The following is a 22,707-nucleotide window of genomic DNA, read 5'->3' as shown; positions in this document are numbered from 1 at the left end:
CTATAGTGCTCCGCATGTCCAAGGCAGGAGCCTACACAGTGCACTCACGTTTTCCATCACGCCGCTTCCCTCTTCGCGCCCTGACCCTGAGCCTCGCGCTCACCCTCTGCAACGTCCCGTTTGCCTCAGCCGACACCCGCCTGCCCGACGCCCCGGAAATCGGCACGGGCTATCGCACGGGCATGCTCACCCAACACGCCACCCGGCACATGGCCGCGGCGGCCAACCCGCTGGCGGCCGCGGCCGGGCGCGAGATCCTGCGCCAGGGCGGCTCAGCCGTGGATGCGGCGATTGCCATGCAAGCCGTACTGACCCTGGTGGAACCGCAAGCCACCGGCATCGGCGGCGGCGCCTTTATCATGGTCTGGGATGGCAAACAGGTGCATGCCTACGACGGACGTGAAACCGCACCGGCGGGCGCCACCGAGCAACTCTTCCTCAAACCCGACGGCACGCCAATGGCCTTCACCCAGGCCCAGATCGGCGGACGCTCGGTCGGTACGCCCGGGGTGCTGCGCGCCCTTGAACTGGCCCATCGCAGCCAGGGCCGCCTGCCCTGGGCGAAGCTCTTCGACCCGGCCATCCGCCTGGCCGAACAGGGCTTCCCGATTTCACCGCGCCTGCACAAGCAGATCGTCGCCAGTCCGTTCCTGCCCCACTCGCCGGCCATGGCCGCGTACTTCCTCAATGCCGACGGCAGCCCGAAAGCCGTCGGTACGATGCTGAAGAACCCGCAACTGGCCGCCGTGCTCAAGCGCATCGCCAACGAAGGCACGGATGCGCTCTACAAGGGCGTCATCGCCGAGGAGATCGTCGCGGCGGTCAATCGCAGCACCAACCCCGGAACGCTCTCGCTGGCCGACCTGCAAAGCTATCAGGCCAAGGAACGCACGCCGCTGTGCTCCGACTACAAGCAATGGCAGCTCTGCGGCATGCCACCCCCCTCCTCCGGTGGCATCGCCATCGCACAGATCTTCGGCACCCTGCAGGCTCTCGAGGCCCAGGACAAACGCCAGGCGCTGTCAGCGCTCGGTCCGGTGAAAAGCGCCAGCCCCGCCGGTCTCGAACCGCGCCCGCAAGCCGTGCACCTGATCGCCGAAGCCGACCGCCTGGCCTATGCCGATCGGGGTCTGTATGTCGCCGACAGCGACTTCATCCCGGTCCCGGTCGCCGGGCTGATCGACCCCACCTACCTCGCCAGCCGCGCCCGCCTGATCGGTGAGCGCAGCCTGGGCCAGGCCGAGCCCGGCGTGCCGGCCGGCATCCAGGTGGCCCTGGCCCCGGACCGCTCGCCAATGCGCATTTCTACTTCGCAGATCGTCGCCGTGGACGACCAGGGCGGTGCCGTGTCGATGACCACCACGGTGGAAAGCTCGTTCGGCTCACACCTGATGGTCGAGGGTTTTATCCTCAACAACCAACTGACCGACTTCTCCTTCATCCCGAGTGAAAACGGCAAGCCGGTGGCCAACCGTGTCGAGCCGGGCAAACGCCCACGCTCGGCCATGGCGCCGACCCTGGTGTTCGACCGTTCGAGTGGCGAGTTTCTCGGTACCGTCGGCTCGCCCGGCGGCTCGCAGATCATCGAGTACGTTTCCAAGACCCTGGTCGGCCTGCTGGACTGGAAGCTCGATCCGCAATCGGCTATCAACCTGCCCAACTTCGGCAGCCGCAATGGCCCTACCGAACTGGAACAAGGCCTGTTCTCAGCCCAGTTGGTGAAAGCATTGCAGGACAAGGGACACCCCGTCAGCGAGCTGGACATGACCAGCGGCACCCAGGCGATCATGCGCGTGCGCGATGCCAAGGGGCAGTCGTCATGGGCCGGCGGCGCCGATCCTCGGCGCGAGGGTGAGGCGCTGGGCGACTGAAATATCTTGGAACACTCTGGGGCGACGGCTCTTCACAATATGTTGAGAAATCGCCCCGTATACTTTTCCAATCCACAGCTTGCCTTGCGACCCGCTCCTCTCTTTCGGTATCACTATGCGAATGACACGCCCCTTTCTCCTCCTGCTCCTTCTGGGTGGCCTACTGTTCTTTTTCGGACTGGGTAACCACGAGCTGCAAGGCTCCACGGAATCCCGGGTGGCCGGGATCGCGATGGAAATGCACCTGACCCAGGATTGGGTCACTCCGCACCTGCTGGGTGAACCTTTCCTGGAAAAACCACCGCTGAGCCTATGGCTCGACGCCGGCGCCATCCAGTTGTTTGGCGGCACGCCCCTGGCCGTGCGCCTCGCCTCGGCCTTCGCCGGCCTGTTCACGGTGCTTGCGCTCTTTGCGTTTCTGCGCAAAATCGGTCGCCCCAGCGTACTGGCCTGGACCGCCGCCGCGATGCTCGCCACCATGGCCAGCTACCTGGGCAACGCGCGCCAGGTCGGCGAAGACGCGCTGCTCAGCCTCGGGGTGACCCTGGCCCTGCTGGCCTTCTTCCGCGCCACCGAGCAACGCGCAAAAGGTAACCCGAGCCTCAGCGCCTGGTGTGTCTTCGCCCTCGGCATCGTGATCGCGACCCTGAGCAAGGGCGTACTGGGCCTTGCCCTGCCGGGTATCGTGATTTTCGTCTACCTGGTGAGCCAAAGCCTGATCGACAAACGCTTCAGCCTTGGCGACTGGCTGCGTCCGGCGCTGTTCACCGCGCTCGGGCTGATCCCCCTGCTGATCTGGCTATGCCTGCTCTACCAGCGCGGCGGCCTGCAGGCCATCGGCGAAGTGCTGTGGGCCAACAGCGTCGGCCGCTTCAGCGGTTCCTTCACCTCCGCCGGACACTATGAACCGTTCTACTACTACCTGGCCAAGCTGCCGGAAGCCTTCCTGCCCTGGAACCTGCTGGTGTACCTGGGCCTGTGGAACCTGCGCAAACGCCTGGTGGACAACCGCCACCTGCTGTTCGCCAGTGTCTGGATCCTGGCCCAGTTCACCCTGCTGACCCTGGCCTCCAGCAAGCGCATGGTCTACCTGATGTCCATGGCTCCGGCCGCCGCCATCATCGCCGCCGAGTACTCGGTGGTGATCCTCGAGTGGCTGCGTCGACGCTCGGCCAGTTCGACCTTCAGCGCCAAACTGGTGAAACATCACCGGCCCCTGGCAATGGGGCTGATGGCGCTGGTGGTCGGCGGCTACCTGGTAGCGGCAGCGCTGGAGTCGCGCTCCGACGTCAAGAACTCCTTCAAACCGCTGACCGACCAGGTCATCGAACTGCAGGCCCACGGCAAGCAGGTTGCGCTGTTCCAGCCGGAAGAGCGCCTGGCCTCGACCGTGTTCTATACCCAACGCCAGCAACAAGTGTTGATGACCGAAGCCGAGTTGAGCGCTTTCCTGGCTGCCTCGCCGGACAATGTGGTCATTGTCGACCAGGGCCTGAAAATCCCGGCACCTCCGGCACCGGCCAAGGTCCTGAGCAGTGTCACCATCGGCGGCAAGCGTCTGTATAACTTCTACGGGCAATAAACGCCCCCATACGCTCCCCCCCAAAAAACCGGTGCCTTCGTAGCGCCGGTTTTTTTTCACCCGAAACCGACTTCACGAACAGCCAAACGACAAACACGGCTATCCTCGCCCCCACAACACAGAAACATGCTGTATGACAAAATATCGTTCAGCTATCTGTGTTACCGCCGATAGAAGCTCTACCAACAAATTCAGCTGGCTCCAAAAACAACACCTTCCAGCCACCCGATAGCACGCAACACAACGTTCCTGGAGGAATTCGATGAATAGCTGGTTTGGCAATATCAGCGTCAACCTGAAACTTGGCCTGGGTTTCGGCTTGGTGCTGCTCCTGACCACCATGCTGGCCCTGACCGGCTGGAACAGCCTGGGCGGCCTGATCGATCGCAGCAACTGGATGAGCGACATCACCCAGCTCAACGCCTCGCTGACCAAACTGCGCGTGGCCCGCCTGCAATATATGCTGGCCGATGGCAACGAAACCGCCGCACAGAACGTGCAGGTCACCCTGGAAGCCTTCATCGCCCAGCAGCAAAAGCTGATCGGCAGCTTCAAGAGCCCGGAAAACCTCAAGCTGCTCAAAGAGCAGGCCGACCTTATCTCGCAATACCAGCAATCGCTGAACAAGATGCGCGATGCCTATCGCACCGGCAACGGCGCCCGCCAGACCATGGGTGACAACGCCGAGACCGTCAACAAGCTGATCAACGCCATCCACGACCAGGTGCTGAACATGCAGCCTGGCGAGGAAGGCCGCTTCGAACGCTTCCAGGCCATCACCCGGGCCAAGGAACAGTTTCAGTTGACCCGCTATGAAGTGCGCGGTTATGCCGCCAACAGCAACCCGGACACCGAGCAGAAAGCCTTCAATCAGTTGAGCGAAGCGATCGACGGGCTCAAAGCACTGGCGCAAGCCTTCAGCAGTGCCGAACAGGCCTCCGTGACCCAGCTCGAGACGGCCCTGGGCAACTACCGCAGCGCCTTGCAGGCCTACAAAGCGGCCAACGCCGGCATCGCCCAGGCGCGCAAGGAAATGACCGACCAGGGCACCGACATCGTCACTCGCAGCGAAGCGCTGTATCAGATCCAACTGGACCGACGCGACAGCGAAAGCGCCCAGGCCCGCACCTTCCAACTGGGCAGTACGCTGCTGGCGTTGCTGGTCGGGATTCTCGCCGCTGTGGTCATCACTCGGCAGATCACCCGCCCGATCCGCGAGACCCTCGGTGTGGTCGAGCGCATTGCCGCCGGTGACCTGACCCACAACCTGGTGGTGACCCGCCGTGACGAACTGGGTGTGCTGCAACAAGGCATCCAGCGCATGGGCAGCACCCTGCGCGACCTGATCAGCGGTATCCGCGATGGTGTCACCCAGATCGCCAGCGCCGCCGAGGAACTCTCGGCGGTCACCGAACAGACCAGCGCCGGGGTCAACAGCCAGAAAATCGAAACCGATCAGGTGGCCACGGCGATGCACGAAATGACCGCCACCGTTCAGGAGGTCGCGCGCAATGCCGAACAGGCCTCCCAGGCCGCCGCCGCCGCGGACGGTGAAGCCCGTGAAGGTGACAAGGTGGTCGGCGAGGCCATTGCCCAGATCGAACGCCTGGCCACCGAAGTGGTGCGTTCGACCGAAGCCATGACCGTGCTGCAACAGGAAAGCGACAAGATCGGCGCGGTCATGGATGTGATCAAGGCCGTGGCCGAACAAACCAACCTGCTGGCACTCAACGCCGCCATCGAGGCGGCCCGGGCCGGTGAAGCCGGACGCGGGTTTGCCGTGGTGGCTGACGAAGTGCGCGGCCTGGCCCAGCGTACCCAGAAGTCCACCGAAGAGATCGAGGGCCTGGTGGCCGCCTTGCAGAACGGTACCCAGCAAGTGGCGAACGTGATGAACAACAGCCGCAACCTGACCGACAGCAGTGTCGCCCTGACCCGCAAGGCCGGCGTCTCACTGGAGAACATCACCCGCACGGTGTCGAACATCCAGTCGATGAACCAGCAGATCGCCGCGGCAGCCGAGCAGCAGAGCGCGGTGGCCGAGGAAATCAGCCGGAGTATCGTCAATGTGCGCGATGTGTCCGAACAGGCCGCCGCCGCCAGCGACGAAACCGCGGCGTCCAGCGTCGAGCTGGCCCGGTTGGGTAATCAGTTGCAGATGATGGTCAGCCACTTCCGCGTGTAACGCCACTGTCTCGCCAGGCCCCACAGAACGGAAACTGTGGAGCCGGCGGACGCTGTCAGACGCAAATCGCGTGGGTAAATACCAGCCGATTGCCGAACGGATCGTAAATCGCCATGTCCAGGCTGCCCCAGGGCATCGCCTGGATCTCCAGCGGTTCAGCATCGCCGGCCTTGTCCAGCAACTGCGCCCTGAAGCCTTCCAGTTCGTCGGTTTCGATGCGCAACGCCGCCCCCGGCGCGGCATCGCCAGTGTGCTCGCTCAGGTGCAGCACGCAATCCCCCCGGGACACTTGCAGGTACAGGGGAAACCCGGGCTCGAAACGGTGCCGCCAATCGACGCTGAACCCAAGGAAGTCAACGTAGAACGCCAAGGCCTTGCCTTCGTCTTCGATACGCAAGATGGGAGTGGTTTTACCGAAGCTCATGACGGGTCTTCCTGGCTACCTGAGTTAAAGCGCTTCGGCCTGGAAAGCAGATTCTTTAATAGCCAGATGCCACTACTACTAAAAGCGCGAAGCGCCTCGCAAAAACCGCGTCGTAAAGCCTCCGTGCGCGCAGACAAGCGAGCAGATCCCAGAGCCTGGTCGGGCTGATCGCCACCCAGGCCCGGAAGCGATCGACCCGCTGTTCCTTCACACCATCTCGTTGAGAATCCACTCGGTCACCGAGGTGCGCTTGGGCACCCAACCCAGCAGTTCGCGGGCCTTCCTGCCGCGCACCCGGCTGTTGGAGCCCAGGCCATAGTTGGCCATTTCATAACCCCATTCGGCCTCGGCGTCGGCCAGCGGCCAGTCCTGCGGTTCACCCAGGCCCAGGGCCCGGGCCATGGCGGTGGTCATCTGGAAAAACGCCGCCTCGCCGCTTTCCACGAAGTAGAAGGCGCCCGCCGGGGTCTTGGCCAGTGCCAGCAGATACAGCGCCACCACATCATCGATATGCACGTTGGACCAGATGTTCCGGCCCGTGCCGACATGCCGCACCACGCCACTCTTGCGCGCCTGTTTGAGCAGCCGCGGCAACTGCACGCTGTCGCGGTTCACACCCTGGCTGTGGCCGTAGATCAGTGTGTTGCAGAGCACCGCCGAACGCACGCCAAAGGCCGCCGCGTCCAGCACCAGATGGTCGATGGCCACGCGCGCGGCCTTGTCGACGGTGGGTGCGGGCAATTGGTCTTCGTGGTAGATGCTGTCGCTGGCCAGGCCGCCGGATGCGTCGCCGACGATGCTCGAACCGCTGGTGTGCAGGAACACCTTGTCGGAACCGCGCAGGGCGCCGAGCAAGGCTTCAACCGCACCCCGATGGTCGCTGCTGGCGGCGTTGATCACCGCATCGGCCCGACGCGCCTGCTCAGCGAGCAGGGTGCTGTCATCCAGGGTACCGATAAGCGGGGTAATGCCCAGTTGGCGCATGTCTTCGGCCTGCCCGGCGCTACGTACCAGGCCCGTGACCTGATGACCGGCCTTGACCAGGCCGGTGGCGATGGAGCCGCCGATAAAGCCGGCGGCGCCGGTAATGAAAACGTTCATGGAGAAACTCCGTGCAGGGGTCAGTGATGGATCCAGTATCGAAGACTTATCCGTGCCGAATAAGCCTGGATGACCCAATTCACTCTTGCGCAGGAATCACGAATTGCCTGAGTACAACCGGCACTTCCCCGTAAAACGCTGACTCTGCACGGTCCTTGTAGGAGCCGGCTTGCCGGCGATTGCGATGCCACATTCACCACCGCCATCGCCAGCAAGCCGGCGCCTACAGGTGACGCCGTGGTCTCAGGCGGCGCATTGCCTTAACCGACCAACACCGGATCGGCATAACCCGCCAGCTTGCCCTGGATAAAATCGAGGAAGCACTGGATCCGCAATGCCAGTTGCGAGTTGCGGTAGTACACCGCGTGAATCGGCTGGCGATAGCCACTGTTGGCCTCGGGCAAAATCACCTGCAGGCGCCCGGCCTGAATGTCCTGATGGGTCATGAAATGCGACAGGCAGACAATGCCCTGCCCTTCCAGCGCCAACTGGCGCAAGGTCTCGCCGCTGGACGCGCTGATGCCCGGCTGGATCTGCCAGCGGTCGCCCTGGGCATGCCGCAACGGCCAGTGATTGAGGCTTTCGGTCTGGGTGAACCCGAGCAACGTATGCCCGGACAACTCGCTGACGCTGGCCGGTATCCCATGCGTCTCCAGGTACGCGGGGCTGGCGAGGATATTCAGCGGGCTGCTGCCCAGGGAGCGCGCATGCAGGGTCGAGTCCGCCAGGTTGCCGATACGAATGGCGATATCGGTGCTTTGCTCCAGCAGGTCGATGATCAGGTCGTTGCTGTTGAGCTCCAGCTGGATATCCGGATACAGGCGGCGAAACTCCGCGATATAAGGCACCACCGCGTGCAACATGAAGGGCGAAGCGGCATTGATCCGCAGGCGTCCGGCGGGCGTCTGCTGACGCAAGGACAGCCGCTCTTCCAGTTCATCCATCTGCGCCAGGATCTGCTTGGCCCGCTCGAAGAAGAACTTGCCCTCCTCGGTCAAATCCATGCGCCGCGTGGTGCGGTTGATCAAGGTGGTTTCCAACTTGGCCTCAAGCCGCGACAGGCTCCGGCTGACCGCCGAGGGCGTCTGGCCGACCTGTTCAGCCGCGGCGGAAATCGAGCCGCACTCGATGACACACACGAAGATCTGCAACTCATCGGATCTGGCTTTCAACCGCTATCCCTCATGGAAAACTTGCTCAACAGTCGCCGTATTCCACGGCCACTTTATTTTGTCTGAAATGTATTAATCCAAACACAATTATCACACTGGCCTGCTCCGTCTTCAGACGTTGCTTCCCTTAACTAACTTACGATTTTTAGAGGCTTATTGACGCCAATATCCCGGCAAAACTCGCCCTGTTCCACGTCGCTGCGCTTCAAGACAGACTGTTTGCCACACCGGTATAATTCGATATATCGAAAGCCTCAATTATCACTTATTCTCAGTCGCGCAAGCATGACACGATAGACACGGGACAGGCTCCCGCTCAAAGCCGAGAAAAGAACGACTCCTTTCGCCGACAACGAAAACAACTGTGCCTCACCGACCTTTCGGTTATGCACCGAGGCAAACGAGACGGGTGCTTTAAGGATGCTTGTATGATGTGTAACGGACTTGCCAATGTCGCTTGATTTCGCAATTGATGTCCAAGACCTGAGCAAATGCTATCAGATCTACGACGCTCCCCAAGACCGCCTGTTGCAAATGCTGCTGCGCAACCGCAAGCAGTTTTATCGTGAGTTCTGGGCGCTCAAAGCCCTGTCACTGCAAATTCGCCGAGGCGAAACCGTCGGCATTATTGGCCGCAACGGCAGCGGAAAATCCACGCTCTTGCAGTTGATCTGCGGCACCTTGACGCCCACCCAGGGCAACCTCCAGGTCCGAGGCCGGATTGCCGCCCTGCTGGAGTTGGGTTCTGGCTTCAATCCGGAATTCAGCGGTCGAGAGAATGTCTACCTCAACGCCGCGGTCCTGGGCCTGACGTCGGCGCAGATCGACGCCCGCTTCGAAGAGATCCAGACCTTCGCCAACATTGGCGACTTTATCGACCAACCGACCAAGACCTACTCCAGCGGCATGCTGGTACGGTTGGCCTTTGCGGTATCGGTGTGCGTGGAGCCGGACATCCTCATCGTCGACGAAGCGCTTTCCGTGGGCGACGCGGCCTTCCAGTTCAAGTGCCTGAACCGTCTGGAGGCCCTGACCAAAAGTGGCACCACGCTGCTGTTCGTGTCCCACGATATGAGCCTGGTCAAACGCTTCTGCCACCGGGTGATTTACCTGCGCCAAGGCCAACTGGTTGCCAGCGGTACTCCCGAAGACATGGCCGAGCTGTACCTGCTCGACATGCGTGATGAACAGCGACGCGGGGCCTCCGGAGGCAATATCGCCGTCACACGCAAGTCCTTCCTCGACACCCGGGACGGTATCGCCTTCGGCACCACCGAGGGGCATATCAGCAGCGCCGTGTTCACCAATACACAAGCGCTGACATCCGCCTACCTGTACGGCGAAAATATCGAGATCCACGTCCAGGCCCGGATTCAAACATCGGTCCGCCACCCGTCGATCAGCCTCACCCTTCAAGAAGCCCACCTGCTGGTCATCGGCGGCGCCAACCTGGCGCTTTCGGTAGAGCCGGAGGAAAACGGCTGGCAGCGCGCTTCAATCACTATCACCTTCAAGGCAAAGCTGGCGGCAGGTCGTTATCACATCACCCTCAAACTCATGGATGGGCTGATCGAACACACCGCCCAACTGATCGAAAAGCAAGTCGCGCCGTTGGCTTTCGAGATGTTGCCCAACGCCGAAAATTTTCTTGGGGTTGTCGATCTGGGTTTACAGGCCGTCGACGTATCCGCCCGGGAAAATCCTCTATTCAATAACGGAATCGCACCATGCAAATGACTGCACGTACCTGGCACATCGGAATCTTCGGCACTTTCGATGTAGAGAACTATGGTGACTTGCTGTTCCCGATCCTCGCCGAAGCCGAATTAAGCAAGCGCCTTGGCTCGGTTCAACTGCATCGTTTTTCCTACAATGCAAAAACTCAAGCCGAGTGGCCCTATACCGTTACTTCGCTAACCGAACTGCCGGAATTGGCCGAGCAACTCGACGGCGTCCTGATCGGCGGTGGTTTCATCATCCGCTTCGACAAGGTCGTCGCCCATGGCTACGCGCCTCCCAGCCCGGATATTCATCACCCCACGGGTTATTGGCTATCGCCGGCGCTGATTGCCCAGCAGCATGGCGTCCCGGTGGTCTGGAACGCTCCGGGCATGCATTGCAATGATATTCCCGAGTGGAGCACGCCCCTGCTCAAGCTCGCGCTGGAACACAGCCAATGTGTGCGGGTCCGGGATGAGCCGTCACGCGCCAGCCTGAGAGAGCTCAGCCCCAACACCGACATTCAAGTGCTGCCCGATACCGCCTTTAACCTGCCGAGCCTGATCGACGAGCAACACCCCAGCGCGGCCTTTGCCAAGCTGTGCGGGACCTGCGGGCTGGGTGCGCCGTATATCGTTATCCAGTCGATTCACGTGGTTGAGCCGTTTTTACAACTGTTCGAACAACACCCGGAGGCGTTAGCCGGCTACCGCCTGCTGGTCATGCCGATCGGCCCGGTGCTGGGTGACCATCACATGGTGGTGACAACGCGTATCCCCAACACCATCACCTTGCCTTTCTGGCCGGACCCGCTACTGCTGGCGGAGATCCTCGGCCATGCCCAAGCGGTCATCGGTCACAGCTATCACTTGTCCATCAGCGCCCTGGTCTTTGGCGTGCCGGTGTTTTCCACAGCGGACCTGAGCACTGGCAAATACACCGCACTGGCCAAAATGGGTCAGATGCATGCACTGCCGAAAGAGGAAGAACTGACGGTGCAATGGTTCACTTCACGGATTGGCAAAACCCAGCCGCCCCTGTCGCTAAAAACCGCAGCGGTGGAGCTGAACACCTATTGGGACCAGGTCGCGAACATCATCGTCCAAGGGAAGACCTCGTCGCGCCGCGCCCTCAATCGCTTCTGGCAACATCTGCCCACCTTGCTTGAACGCGGCGATAACCAGCCCCCGGCACTGACAGAACCGCCAGCACCTACGCTCGACTTTCTGAATATCGAGCTCAACGCACGGCAGCGACAGATCTTCCTACTGACAGAACAACTTGCGCTCAGCGAGAAGGCGATCATGACGCTGCAAAACTCCAACAGTTTCAAACTCACAGCGCCTTTGCGCTCGCTGGGGCGTGGTTTCAGAAAATTGAGAGCGCGACAAATGCAACCCATCCTGAACCTGTCGGCGCTCAAACACGGCGCACTCAAGAGCGACCCGTTTGCATGGGCCGAAATCGGCAACCTGTATTCGGCGCAAGACGCGGCCGCCCTGGCCGCGACCTATCCCCACGATCATTTCAAGACCGTGGCCGGTTATGGCGGCGAAAAGGATTATGAGTATGAGGCCCGCGCCTTGTTACCCATGGGTAGCAAGGCCATTGCCTACGAATCGGAACTGAGCGATGTCTGGCGCCGGCTTGCCCGGGATCTGTGCAGCGCCGCCTATCGCGAGGCCCTCAGCGCCTTGACCGACCAGGACCTGCGCCAGGCACCGATGGAAGTGAATGTTTTCCACTACGGCCCGGGGGCCAGCCTCGGCGCCCATCCGGACCTGCCGGACAAACGGGTCACGCATATTCTCTATTTCAATGAGTCCTGGGATCGGGCCCATGGCGGCTGCCTGAACATCCTGCGCGGCAAGGACCCCGCCGCGGTGGCCGCGCGGGTCGAGCCACTGGTGGGCAACTCTGCCGTGCTGGTGCGTTCGAACAACTCCTGGCACGCCGTCTCTCCCGTCGTCTCTGAGCAACGAATCTCGCGCCGAAGCATGACGGTGACCTTCTACCAGCCCGGCTCCGAAAGCTCGATGTGGCCATCTGGCGATACCACGCCGCTGCACAGCTACCCACGAGACTGATTGAAACAGACCGGGGCCGGAGTCCTCCGTTCCCGGTTACGTCAAACATCAACCACCGATCAGCAGATGCCCGCCCAGCAGGCCCATGCCGATAAAGAACACCCGCTTGAACAACGTGGCACTGACCCGTTGGCGCAACCATTGCCCGAACAGCATGCCGAGAATCGCCGGGAGCAAGACCAGCAATGAAGCCCCCAGGGCCCCCTCCCCCAGCGCCCCACGCCAGAACAGAGCGAGGGCCAGCGCCAGGGTCGAAACGGTGAACGACAGGCCCAGCGCCTGCACCAGCTCATCCTTGTTCAAGCCCAGCGCCTGCAGGTAAGGCACCGCAGGAATCACGAACACACCGGTAGCCGAGGTGATGAGCCCGGTGACCAGCCCACAGACCGGGCCCAGCCAGCGCGCCGTTCGAGTACCGACTCGCAGCACCGGTAGAAACAGGCCACTCAAGGCATACAGCAGCAAGGCGGCGCCCAACGCCCGCGCCATCCCATGACCGCCGTCCATCCCGCCCGACCACCAGGTGCCGGCAGCGGTGCCGAGGAAGATCGCCAGTAACATCGGCCACAGACGTTTGAGCAGGGTCGACAGGTGCCCGCCCGCCGCCAGTTGCCAGACATTGGTCAAGGTCGCTGGGATGATCAACAAGGCCGCAGCCTGCGTCGGCGCCATAGCCAGGCCGAGCAAGCCCATGGCAACCGTCGGCAGCCCGAGGCCGATTACGCCCTTGATCATGCCCGCCAGCAGAAAGGTGCCCAGCACCAGCAGGGAAAGGGCCAGGCCCAGGCTTTGGTAAAACTCGAGGAATGTATTCATGGCGACAGACTGGACCCGGGCGATGGGTTTGAAAATCTGTCATGCATTGAGCTAGCCTCTTGGATAATGAGAGGCAGATTCAACCTGTGGGAACCGGCTTGCCGGCGATGAGATCCTTGAGTCTTGCATTGCCCTGACGGCCGCCATCGCCAGCAAGCTGGCTCCTACATTAGGGGAGCGGCGTACCGAATCGAGTGTATGAATGTACTTTGACCTGATCGACCTTCGGCTGTACCTGAATATCCTCGATGCCGGCAATATCACCGCCGGAGCCGCGCGCAGTCATTTGTCGCTGCCGGCCGCCAGTGCGCGGATACGGGCCCTGGAAACCTCCTTCGGCACAGCGTTTTTCCTGCGCGGTCGCCGTGGCGTCAGCCCCACACCCGCCGGCAAGGCCCTGGCCCAGCATGCCCGACTGATGCTGCAACAGGCCGAACGCCTGCGCCAGGACCTGGCCGAGTACGCCCATGGCGTGAAAGGCCAGGTCCGCCTGCTGGGCAACAGCGCGGCGATCAGCGAATACCTGCCAGAACGGCTCGCCGACTTCCTGCGCAACCACCCGCATATCGACCTAGACCTGCAGGAGTTGCCCAGCTTGCGCATTGTCCACGCCATCAGCCAGGGCGCGGCGGAAATCGGCATCGTCTCCGATGCGGTGGACACCCTGGACCTGCAGACCCGCCCCTTTTGCGACGATCCATTGGTGGTGGCGATCCCCCTGGACCACCTCCTGGCACAGCAGCCGCATCTGCGCTTCAGCGATACCCTGCGCCACGAACAGGTCGGCCTGCCCGCCGGCAGCGCCCTGGCGGTGTACCTGGAGGAACAGGCCTTGCACCTGGGAACGCGCCTGCAACTGCGGGTGCGAGCCGACAGCTTTGACGGCGTGTTGCGCATGGTCGCCCGCGGTGCCGGTCCCGGCATTGTGCCCCAGGCGACCCTGGAGCGTTGGCCGGGCGCGGCGGCCTTTACCAGCCGTCCACTGCCCGAGCCCTGGGCCCGGCGCAAGCTGCTGCTGTGCGCCCGTTCGTTCGCACACCTGCCGGGTTACGCCCAGGCCTTGCTCGAGGCTTTATGCGCTCATGGGCAGGTCGATGTCGAACCTGGACAACTGCCCGGCTCCGGCGACCGCTAGGGTGCAGGCTTCCTCACGAACCTGCGCCCGGAGCCCAACATGTCCAATCCACCGATCACCGTTCTGCGCGACACCCACCCGTTGCCGGTCCTCGATGCCTGCAAATGGGAAAAACTGGCGGGCGACCCGCACACCGTCAACCTCAACGCCTACACCAGCGAAGACGGCAGCAAGATCATGGGCACCTGGATCTGCACCCCGGGCAAATGGCGGGTCGAGTACCTGAAGTGGGAGTACTGCCACTTCCAGGAAGGCTATTGCATCATCACCCCGGACGGCCTGGCGCCGATCCACCTGCGTGCCGGCGATATCTTCGTGATCGAACCCGGGATGAAAGGCACCTGGGAAGTGGTGGAAACCGTGCGCAAGTACTTCGTCTTCGCCTGATTTCGCGCAGCCGGAACTGACCGCTGGTGAACCGACGGACAACCCTGTCACGTCGTTTCACCCGGCCCCCGCGGTTCTGCTAGACGGTTTCGCCGAGCGCTGAAACCGTCGTCCCGACGCGACTGGCCACCACATAGATAAGCGCGCCACTGCTGGCACCGATCAGCCATCCCCAGTCACCGACATTCACGATCAAGCCAAAGGCACCCAGCAACGCCAGGCCGATCGACAGGCTTCCCGACACGATCAGCGCAAACAACGCCTTGGTGTTCCAACCACCTTCGAAATACAGCGAGCCACTCGGCGACAGGCTGTACAAATCCTCCAGCTTGATGACCTGGCGCTTCACCCGATAGTAGTCGGCGACCATGATGCCGAACATCGGCCCCAGCACAGCGCCGAAGATACTCACGAATATCGTGATCGCCTGGGGACTTGAGACGAACAGCCATGGGCAGACCAGCACCGACAGGATCGACGTGATCAGACCACCCAGCTTGAAGTTGATTTTCTGCGGCGCCAGATTGGCGATGTCATAGGCGGGCGAGACGAAGTTCGCCACGATATTGATGCCCATGGTGGCGACGATGAAGGTGATCGCGCCGATGATCGAGACCAGTGGGTTGTTGATTTTTTCGACAATCAGCACCGGGTCCATGATGGCCTCGCCGAAGACCTTCATCGAACCGCCCGTGACGATGACCGTGATGATCGCGAAGACGATGAAGTTCACCGGTAGCCCCCAGAAGTTGCCCTTTTTCATCACCGCCTCAGTCTTGGCGAAACGGGAAAAGTCACCGAAGTTCAGCAGCAGCGCGGCGAAGTAGGCCACGATCAGCATCGCCGCGCCGGCCATCAGGCCGATCGACTCCAGGCCGGTGAAGTGCTTGTCGGTGAACTGCATCGAGAAGCTGTCCAGGCCGGTCTTCGAGATCATCCAGCCAGCCAGCGCGAACATGACCACATAGACCACCGGGCCGCAGAAATCGATAAATTTGCGAATCGTCTCCATCCCGGCGAGGAAGATCACCAGCTGAAAGAACCACATGAAGGCGAAACTGATCCAGCCCAGCGTGGAAAGCCCCAGCAGGCTGTTGTGGGTGAACGCCGCCGCCGAGGGCAGCACCGCGATCACCAGAACCTGCACGGCCTTGGAGGCGAAATAGGTCTGCACGCCGTACCAGACGATACCCACGACCCCGCGCACGACCGCCGCGAGGTTGGCGCCCCTGACACCGAAAGACATGCGCGCGACCACCGGAAACGGGATGCCGTACTTTTGCGACGGCCTGCCGATCAGGTTCATCAGGAAGTAGACGATCGTGATCCCGACGATCATCGAGAGCAACACCTGCCAACCCGTCAGCCCGAGAAAGAACAGGCTGGCGGCAAAGGTATAACCGCCTACCGAGTGAACGTCGGACATCCACATCGAGAACAGGCTGAACGTCCCCCAGGTGCGTCCCTCCGGCGGCGTGGGGGCAAGGTCCTGGTTGTAGAGCTGGGCGTGTGCGCCGGTGATGACGACCACCGGGACCTGATTTGCATCGATAGACATTGGGTAACTCCCATGATTTTTCGCATTCTGATTGGCGTTATTTTTGAATACATATGCGCGCGATATTGGCTACAACCTCAAGCCTGATAAACACGCTTCAGCAAAATACGCGCCAGAAAAATCATGCTCCGTCTTATGGGTACACGCAGATCCGATCTTGAAGGGGCTGTACTGCATGGAGACTTTTCGATTGACGCGACTAAACGCATAAAAATGGATACATCCAATGGCTAAAATTGTTCATTGGAGTGCTCGTTCAGCGTAGACGCTTATTTTGCGAGCAAGGGCATCGCGGCCGCTTTTGTGCTGCAAAGGCGTACCGAAGATCATTCGAGCGATACGGGGGTGGCGGCTTGGCCGCGCCAAGGAGCGAGAGCGGTGCACACCTTGCGCCAATCTGGTGCCAGATATCGCTGAAGTTCACCCCCGGGACCCAGCTCAGAACAGCCCCAACTGCCCGCCGATCAGGGTGCCGAAATCATCCTGCACAAACGGCAGGATTGCGTCCGCCACCGGTTGTAGCTGCCGGGTGATGTAGTGGTCGTAGTCAATCGGCGCGCGGCGTATCTCCAGCGGCTCGGGCCCGGCCAGGGTGATCACGTAGCTGATCCAGCCACCGTTCTGGTACTGCCGAGGCCGGCCCTGTGCATCGTTGTACTCATCGGCCAGGCGTGCCGCCCGCACATGCGGCGGCACATTGCGCTGGTAGTCGCCCAACTGGCGGCGCAGGCGCTTGCGGTAGACCAGCCGGTCGTCCAACGCCCCCGCCAAAGTCCGGCGCACATAGTCACGTACATAGTCCTGATACGGCACCCGGTCGAAGATCCGCCGATACAATTCCTGCTGGAAGTCCTGGGCCAATGGCGACCAGTCGCTGCGCACGGTTTCCAGGCCTTTGTAGATCATCTCCTGGCTACCGTCGGCACGGGTCACCAGGCCGGCATAACGTTTCTTGCTGCCCTCCTCGGCACCACGAATGGTCGGCATCAGGAAGCGGCTGAAATGGGTTTCGAACTGTAGCTCCAGGGCACTGCTCAGCCCGAGTTCCTGTTGCAGATGCTCACGCCACCATTGGTTGACCTGGGCCACCAGGCTACGGCCGATCTGCGCGGCGTCTTCATCGCTGTGGGCACGCTTGAGCCAGACGAAGGTGGAGTCGGTGTCGCCATAGATCACCGCGTAACCCTGGGCTTCGATCAACTGTCGGGTCCGGCGCATGATCTCGTGACCGCGCAGGGTGATGGAGGACGCCAGGCGCGTATCGAAAAAGCGGCAGCCGCTGGAGCCGAGTACGCCGTAGAAGGCGTTCATGATGATCTTCAGGGCCTGGGACAGCGGCGCGTTGTGTTCGCGCTTGGCCGTCTCCCGCCCCTGCCAGACGCTCTCGACGATGGCCGGCAGGCAATGCCGCGTGCGCGAGAAACGTGCGCCACGAAAGCCGGGCACCGAGTCACTGTCTTCGGGATGGCGCAAACCTTCCACCAGCCCCACCGGGTCGATCAGGAAGGTGCGGATGATCGACGGATAGAGGCTTTTGTAATCGAGCACCAGCACCGACTCGTACAGGCCGGGCCGCGAGTCCATCACAAAACCGCCGGGACTGGCTTCGGGGGTGCGCTCGCCCAGGTTCGGCGCGACGAAGCCCTGGCGATGCATCAACGGCAGATAGAGATGGGTGAAAGCCGCCACCGAACCGCCGCTGCGGTCGGTGGGCAAGCCAGTGACCGTGGCGCGCTCCAGCAGGAAGGTCAGCAACTGGGTCTTGTCGAAGATTCGCGTCACCAGCTCGCAGTCCTTGAGGTTGTAGCGCGCCAGGGCGGGCTTGTCCTCCGCGAACATGCGGTCGATCTCGTCCATGCGCTGGTACGGGTTGTCGATCGACTTGCCCTCGCCGAGCAGGTGTTGCGCCACGTATTCGAGGCTGAAGGAAGGGAAGCTCCAGGTGGCCGAACGCAGGGCCTCGATGCCGTCGATGATCAAGCGGCCGGCGGCGGCGGCAAAGTAGTGGGTATTGCGGGCGCCGTTGTCGCGCCAGCCCATGACGTCGCCATCACGTCCCAGGCGCAGCGGCACCTTCAGGCGTTCGGCGTGCTCATGCAGTACACGCAGGTCGAACTGCACCAGGTTCCAGCCGATGATCGCGTCGGGGTCGTGCAGGGCCAGCCAGTCGTTCAGGGCTTCGAGCAACCCAGCACGAGTGTCACGGTAGTCGAACTTGAAATCGACCTGCGTGGCATCGCCGTTGGCCGGGCCCAACATGTACACCTGGCGCTCGCCGCAGCCTTCCAGGGCGATGGAATACAGCTCGCCCTGCATGGTGGTCTCGATATCCAGCGACACCAGCTTCAAGCGCGGACGATAGTCCGGCGCCGGTTTCATCTGGGTATCGAGCAGCGGGCCGTCCGCGCTGGCGGTGCCGTCGAACTGAACCGGCGCGGTGATAAAGCGCTCCATCAGGAAGCGCTCGGGCGGGCGTATATCGGCTTCATAGACATCGACGCCGCCCTTGCGCAGCAACTTTTCGATATTCATCAGCTGCCGGTGTTGCTGGCAATACAGGCCGAGAACCGGACGGTGGTGAAAGTCCAGCAGTTCCAGCGGGCGCAGTTCGACTCCGCGCTCACCGCGCAACAAGGCTTCGGCACGTTGACGATGGGCGACGGGAATGAAGGCGACGGAGGGTTGCGGCGGTAGCCGGACATGCCGGGGACCGTTGTCGGTGGCCAGCCAGAACTCGACCTGCGTGCCCGCGGGGGTGTCGCGCCAATGCCGGGTCAGGACAAAACCCTGCTGTAGATCCACCACCCGCACCTCGAAAGCATTTTCAGGGGGATGATTCTACGCGTCCTGGGCGGCCAGGTGTGTGGGAGCGGAGCTTGTCGCATCGCCGCTGCGCCGCGAAGAGAAGGCTGCGGTCTTACAGATACACCGCATTATCGTTCTTCGCGGGCAAGCTCCGCTCCCACATTCAAAGCGGTGTTCCAACACAACAATACCGTCATACGAAAAACCCTGTGGGAGCGGAGCTTGCCCGCGAAGGGAGCACCGCGGTCTTGCAGGCACACCGCGGTGCTCCCTTCGCGGCGCTGCAACGATCCGTCAATCCCCCAATCCCCGCCCCCACAGACCTACGGCTTGCGATAGGCATTGATGATCGCCGAAAAATCCAGGCCACCGTCCCCGCGCAAACTCATCGCCTGATAAAGCTGCTGCGCCACCGCGCCCAGCACCACCGGCTGATGCGCCTGACGCGCCGCTTCCGTAGCCAACCCCAGATCCTTCAACATCAACTCGGCCCCAAAACCACCGGTATAACCACGCGAGGCCGGCGCCGTATCGACGATCCCCGGCCAGGGGTTATAGGTTTCCGAACTCCAGCAACGCCCAGTGGAACTGTTGATCACTCCGGCCAGTACCTGGGTGTCGATCCCCAGTGCCGCGCCAAGGGCCATGGCTTCGCTGACCCCGACCATGGAAATGCCCAGCAGCAGGTTGTTGCAGATCTTGGCAATCTGCCCGGTGCCCACTTCGCCGCAATGGACGATATTGCGACCCATCTGCGCCAGCACCGGTTGCAGGGTGGCGAACAGCTCCGCCGAAGCGCCGACCATAAAGGTCAGAGTCCCGGCCGCCGCACCGCCAGTCCCACCAGACACCGGCGCATCGCCCATCGCCACGCCCTGCTTGGCCGCCGCCGCCGCGACATCCTTGGCGGTCTGTGGATCGATGGTACTGCAATCCACCGCCGGAACGCCGCGACCGATACCGGCCAGCACACCGTCCTCGCCCAGCCAGACGCTGCGCACATGGGCCGCGGCCGGCAACATGGTAATCACCAGCTCGCTGCCCTGGGCGGCGGCTTTCGGCGATGCGCTGATGGTCCCGCCGAGGGCGGCCAGCTCCTCCAGCACGGTCTTGTTCAGGTCGAACAGGTTCAGGCTGTGCCCGGCCTTGATCAGGTTGCGCGCCATCGGCGCGCCCATGTTGCCCAAGCCGATAAATGCAATCTTCATGGCAGATTCCTCGCTCAGCGCAGATTGATGGTGGTGTTCACACCATGGTTGACACTGTCATCGTCGAACCAGCGACTGGTGACAGTCTTGGTCTGAGTGTAGAACTGCACCACCTGCTTGCCGTACGGACCGAGGTCGCCGAGCTTGGAACCGCGCGAACCGGTGAAGCTGAAGAACGGCACCGGCACCGGAATCGGGATATTGATGCCGACCTGGCCGACATCGATTTCGCTCTGGAATTTGCGCGCCGAGGCGCCGCTCTGGGTGAACAGGCCGGTGCCATTGCCAAATGGGTTGGCGTTGACCAAGGCAATCGCCTCGTCGAGCGTGTCGACTTCCAGCACCACCAGCACCGGGCCGAAGATTTCCTGGGTGTAGATCTGCATGTCGGTGGTCACCCCGGAGAACAGGGTCGGGCCGACGAAGTTACCGTGTTCGAAGCCCGGCACCTGGATATCGCGACCGTCCAGCTCGAGCTTGGCGCCTTCCTTGATACCGCTTTCGATCAGGCCCAGTACGCGCGCTTTCGCCCGTTTGGAAATCAGCGGGCCGACATCGGTGCCCGCTTCGCTGCCGGCATTGACCTTGAGCTTCAGCGCCAGGGCCTTGAGGTCCGGCAGCCATTGTTTCGCCGCGCCCACCAGCACCACCGCCGAGGTGGCCATGCAGCGTTGGCCGGCCGCGCCGAAACCGGCGCCAACCAAAGCGTTGAGGGTCTGTTCACGGTTGGCATCGGGCAGCACCACCGCGTGGTTCTTCGCGCCCATCATCGACTGCACGCGCTTGCCGTGACGGCCGGCGAGGTCGTAGACATGGGTGCCGACCGCGGTCGAACCGACGAAGGAAACGGCCTTGATGTCCTTGTGGGTGCACAGCGCATCCACCACCTCCTTGCCACCGTGCACCACGTTCAGCACGCCTGGCGGTACACCGGCTTCCAGTGCCAGTTCCACCAGCAGCAAGGTCGACAGCGGATCCTGCTCGGACGGTTTGAGGACGAAGGTGTTGCCACAGGCAATCGCCATCGGGAACATCCACAGCGGAATCATTGCCGGGAAGTTGAACGGAGTGATCCCGGCGCAGACACCGATGGGCTGGCGCAGGGTATAGGTGTCGACACCGCCGGCGACATTCTCGGCGAACTCGCCCATTTGCAGGGAGCCGATGGAGCAGGCGTGCTCCACCACTTCCAGGCCGCGGAAGATATCGCCTTCGGCGTCGGCAATGGTCTTGCCCTGCTCGGCGCTGAGGACCACGGCGATGCGTTTGGAGTGTTCGCGGATCAGCGCTTGCAGCTTGAGCATGATGCGCATGCGCGCGCCGATCGGGGTCAGCTTCCAGGTCTGGAAGGCACGATGCGCGGCGTCGATGGCGGCGTTGACTTCAGCGGCGGTGGCGAACGGGACTTTGGCCAGGACTTCCTGGGTGGCCGGGTTGACGATGTCGTGCCATTCACTGGTCTGGGATTCGACCCACTCGCCATTGATCAGCAGCTTGGCGGTCTTGAGGGTGGTGTCGGGCTTGAGAGAAACGTTCATGGAAGTCTCCTGAATTATTGTGGGGCCGAATCCGTAGCGGGCGAGGCAGCGCCCGAGCATGGTGACTGGACTGTTTTTGGAGTATAGATGTGCGTTCTTCTAATAAGAATGCACATAAAAACCGGACCAACATGCAAAAAAACATCACGTCTTTGGGCTCATTGAACTGGGACGACCTGAAGTTTTTCCTCGAGGTCGCCCGTACCCGCAAGGCTAGCAGCGCGGCCAAGCGTCTGGCGGTGGACTACACCACGGTGTCGCGCCGTATCAGCTCGTTGGAGGGTGCGCTAGGCACCTTGCTCTTTGAAAAATCCCGGACCAATGGTTTTGTGCTGACCGCCGAAGGCCAGCGTTTGTTGGGGTATGCGGAGTCCATCGAAAGCACCTTGCATATGGCTTGCGAGCAGGTGTCTGGGTCTGGGGTGGCGTTGTCGGGGCATGTGCGGATGGGCTGCACGGAAGGCTTCGGCAGCTTTTTCATCACGCCGCAGCTGAGCCATTTCGTCGATACGTATCCGGCGATTTCCGTCGATATCCTGCCGTTGCCGCACTTCATCAGCCTGTCCAAGCGCGAGGCGGATATCGTCATTGCACTGGAGCGCCCGGAGCATGGGCCGTATGTGTGCTGCAAGCTGTGTGACTATCGTTTGCAGTTGTATGCGACCCAGGAATATCTGGACCAGCATCCGCCGATCCGTCGTGCCAGTGATCTGGGGCGGCATCGGTTTGTCAGCTATGTCGATGATCTGGCGTTCAGCAATGAGCTGCTGTACCTGGCCAATGCCCTGCCGAATGCCACGGCGAATTTGCGCAGCACCAGCGTGATCGCCCAGTTTGTCGCGGCGCAGCAAGGCCGGGCGCTGGCGATCCTGCCATGCTTCCTCGCGGCCGAGGACCCGAGGTTGCTGCCGGTGCTGACGGATGAGGTGAATATCACCCGGCAGTTCTGGATGTACTGCCGGGAGGATTTGCGCAAGCTGAAGCGCATTACCTTGTTGTGGGATTACATTCGGGACGTGACGGAGCGCAATCAGGCGCTGTTGATGGGGGAAACGCGGAGCATGGTTTTCCACGATTGAGACCGGGTGCGATCCCTTGTGGGAGCTGGCTTGCCGGCGA

The 22,707-nt window shown here is 62.0% G+C and carries 16 protein-coding genes and 1 pseudogene; 9 read left to right on the top strand and 8 right to left on the bottom strand.

Annotated features, from left to right (window positions below; all coding sequences use genetic code 11):
* Nucleotides 1-38: 38 nt before the first annotated feature.
* The 4 genes and pseudogenes from ggt (at nucleotide 39) to AC07T0_RS11805 (ending at nucleotide 5,638) form a co-directional block, all read left to right on the top strand.
* Entirely contained in the window at nucleotides 39-1,871 is a 1,833-nt protein-coding gene (gene ggt, locus AC07T0_RS11820; protein ID WP_495001342.1) for a gamma-glutamyltransferase, read from the top strand.
* 115 nt (nucleotides 1,872-1,986) lie between these two features.
* The gene (locus AC07T0_RS11815; protein ID WP_495001341.1) at nucleotides 1,987-3,453 is read left to right on the top strand and encodes an ArnT family glycosyltransferase; all 1,467 of its coding nucleotides are present in this window, start codon (nucleotides 1,987-1,989) and stop codon (nucleotides 3,451-3,453) included.
* A 262-nt stretch (nucleotides 3,454-3,715) separates the two neighbouring features.
* Nucleotides 3,716-4,735, top strand: a pseudogene (locus AC07T0_RS11810) (methyl-accepting chemotaxis protein); the annotation flags it as partial.
* A 39-nt stretch (nucleotides 4,736-4,774) separates the two neighbouring features.
* Nucleotides 4,775-5,638: a methyl-accepting chemotaxis protein gene (locus AC07T0_RS11805; RefSeq protein ID WP_495001439.1), complete on the top strand. Its 864-nt coding sequence runs from the start codon at nucleotides 4,775-4,777 to the stop codon at nucleotides 5,636-5,638.
* A 55-nt stretch (nucleotides 5,639-5,693) separates the two neighbouring features.
* On the opposite strand, the gene AC07T0_RS11800 is transcribed toward AC07T0_RS11805, so the two are convergent.
* The 3 genes from AC07T0_RS11800 to AC07T0_RS11790 all read right to left on the bottom strand — a co-directional run bounded on the left by AC07T0_RS11800 (nucleotide 5,694) and on the right by AC07T0_RS11790 (nucleotide 8,335).
* Nucleotides 5,694-6,062 (bottom strand): glyoxalase superfamily protein, encoded by a 369-nt coding sequence (locus AC07T0_RS11800; protein ID WP_495001340.1) that lies wholly within the window; start codon nucleotides 6,060-6,062, stop codon nucleotides 5,694-5,696.
* A gap of 207 nt (nucleotides 6,063-6,269) precedes the next feature.
* Nucleotides 6,270-7,163, bottom strand: coding sequence for an NAD-dependent epimerase/dehydratase family protein (locus AC07T0_RS11795; protein ID WP_495001339.1), 894 nt, complete (start codon nucleotides 7,161-7,163; stop codon nucleotides 6,270-6,272).
* Between the two features lie 260 nt (nucleotides 7,164-7,423).
* Nucleotides 7,424-8,335 (bottom strand): LysR substrate-binding domain-containing protein, encoded by a 912-nt coding sequence (locus tag AC07T0_RS11790; protein ID WP_495001338.1) that lies wholly within the window; start codon nucleotides 8,333-8,335, stop codon nucleotides 7,424-7,426.
* A 450-nt stretch (nucleotides 8,336-8,785) separates the two neighbouring features.
* Between AC07T0_RS11790 and AC07T0_RS11785 the strand changes: the two genes are divergently transcribed.
* Both AC07T0_RS11785 and AC07T0_RS11780 read left to right on the top strand, forming a co-directional pair.
* Nucleotides 8,786-10,072 (top strand): ABC transporter ATP-binding protein, encoded by a 1,287-nt coding sequence (locus tag AC07T0_RS11785; protein ID WP_495001337.1) that lies wholly within the window; start codon nucleotides 8,786-8,788, stop codon nucleotides 10,070-10,072.
* Nucleotides 10,063-12,141, top strand: coding sequence for a polysaccharide pyruvyl transferase family protein (locus tag AC07T0_RS11780; RefSeq protein ID WP_495001336.1), 2,079 nt, complete (start codon nucleotides 10,063-10,065; stop codon nucleotides 12,139-12,141). The genes AC07T0_RS11785 and AC07T0_RS11780 overlap by 10 nt, the downstream gene beginning before the upstream one ends.
* A gap of 48 nt (nucleotides 12,142-12,189) precedes the next feature.
* On the opposite strand, the gene AC07T0_RS11775 is transcribed toward AC07T0_RS11780, so the two are convergent.
* A complete protein-coding gene (locus AC07T0_RS11775) occupies nucleotides 12,190-12,957 on the bottom strand; it encodes a sulfite exporter TauE/SafE family protein (RefSeq protein ID WP_495001335.1) in 768 nt (255 codons plus the stop codon).
* A gap of 202 nt (nucleotides 12,958-13,159) precedes the next feature.
* Between AC07T0_RS11775 and AC07T0_RS11770 the strand changes: the two genes are divergently transcribed.
* Together AC07T0_RS11770 and AC07T0_RS11765 are read left to right on the top strand one after the other, a co-directional pair.
* Nucleotides 13,160-14,092 (top strand): LysR family transcriptional regulator, encoded by a 933-nt coding sequence (locus tag AC07T0_RS11770; protein WP_495001334.1) that lies wholly within the window; start codon nucleotides 13,160-13,162, stop codon nucleotides 14,090-14,092.
* A 39-nt stretch (nucleotides 14,093-14,131) separates the two neighbouring features.
* Nucleotides 14,132-14,479 (top strand): cupin domain-containing protein, encoded by a 348-nt coding sequence (locus AC07T0_RS11765; protein ID WP_103496138.1) that lies wholly within the window; start codon nucleotides 14,132-14,134, stop codon nucleotides 14,477-14,479.
* A gap of 79 nt (nucleotides 14,480-14,558) precedes the next feature.
* Here AC07T0_RS11765 and AC07T0_RS11760 read toward each other — a convergent pair whose 3' ends face one another.
* From AC07T0_RS11760 to AC07T0_RS11745, 4 genes are all read right to left on the bottom strand, one after another.
* Nucleotides 14,559-16,037, bottom strand: a complete 1,479-nt coding sequence (locus AC07T0_RS11760) for an NCS1 family nucleobase:cation symporter-1 (protein WP_495001333.1) — start codon at nucleotides 16,035-16,037, stop codon at nucleotides 14,559-14,561.
* 438 nt (nucleotides 16,038-16,475) lie between these two features.
* The gene (locus AC07T0_RS11755; protein WP_495001332.1) at nucleotides 16,476-18,839 is read right to left on the bottom strand and encodes a DNA polymerase II; all 2,364 of its coding nucleotides are present in this window, start codon (nucleotides 18,837-18,839) and stop codon (nucleotides 16,476-16,478) included.
* Nucleotides 18,840-19,165: 326 nt separating this feature from the next.
* Nucleotides 19,166-20,050 (bottom strand): 3-hydroxyisobutyrate dehydrogenase, encoded by an 885-nt coding sequence (gene mmsB, locus AC07T0_RS11750; RefSeq protein ID WP_495001331.1) that lies wholly within the window; start codon nucleotides 20,048-20,050, stop codon nucleotides 19,166-19,168.
* 14 nt (nucleotides 20,051-20,064) lie between these two features.
* Complete coding sequence (locus AC07T0_RS11745) at nucleotides 20,065-21,588, bottom strand: CoA-acylating methylmalonate-semialdehyde dehydrogenase (RefSeq protein ID WP_495001330.1); 1,524 nt, start codon at nucleotides 21,586-21,588, stop codon at nucleotides 20,065-20,067.
* A 131-nt stretch (nucleotides 21,589-21,719) separates the two neighbouring features.
* On the opposite strand from AC07T0_RS11745, the gene AC07T0_RS11740 reads away from it, so the two are divergent.
* Complete coding sequence (locus AC07T0_RS11740; protein ID WP_495001329.1) at nucleotides 21,720-22,667, top strand: LysR family transcriptional regulator; 948 nt, start codon at nucleotides 21,720-21,722, stop codon at nucleotides 22,665-22,667.
* Nucleotides 22,668-22,707: the final 40 nt, after the last annotated feature.

This window comes from Pseudomonas sp. GW821-FHT04D07 (genome assembly GCF_059420225.1).
This window is presented reverse-complemented; position numbering and strand designations above follow the sequence as displayed.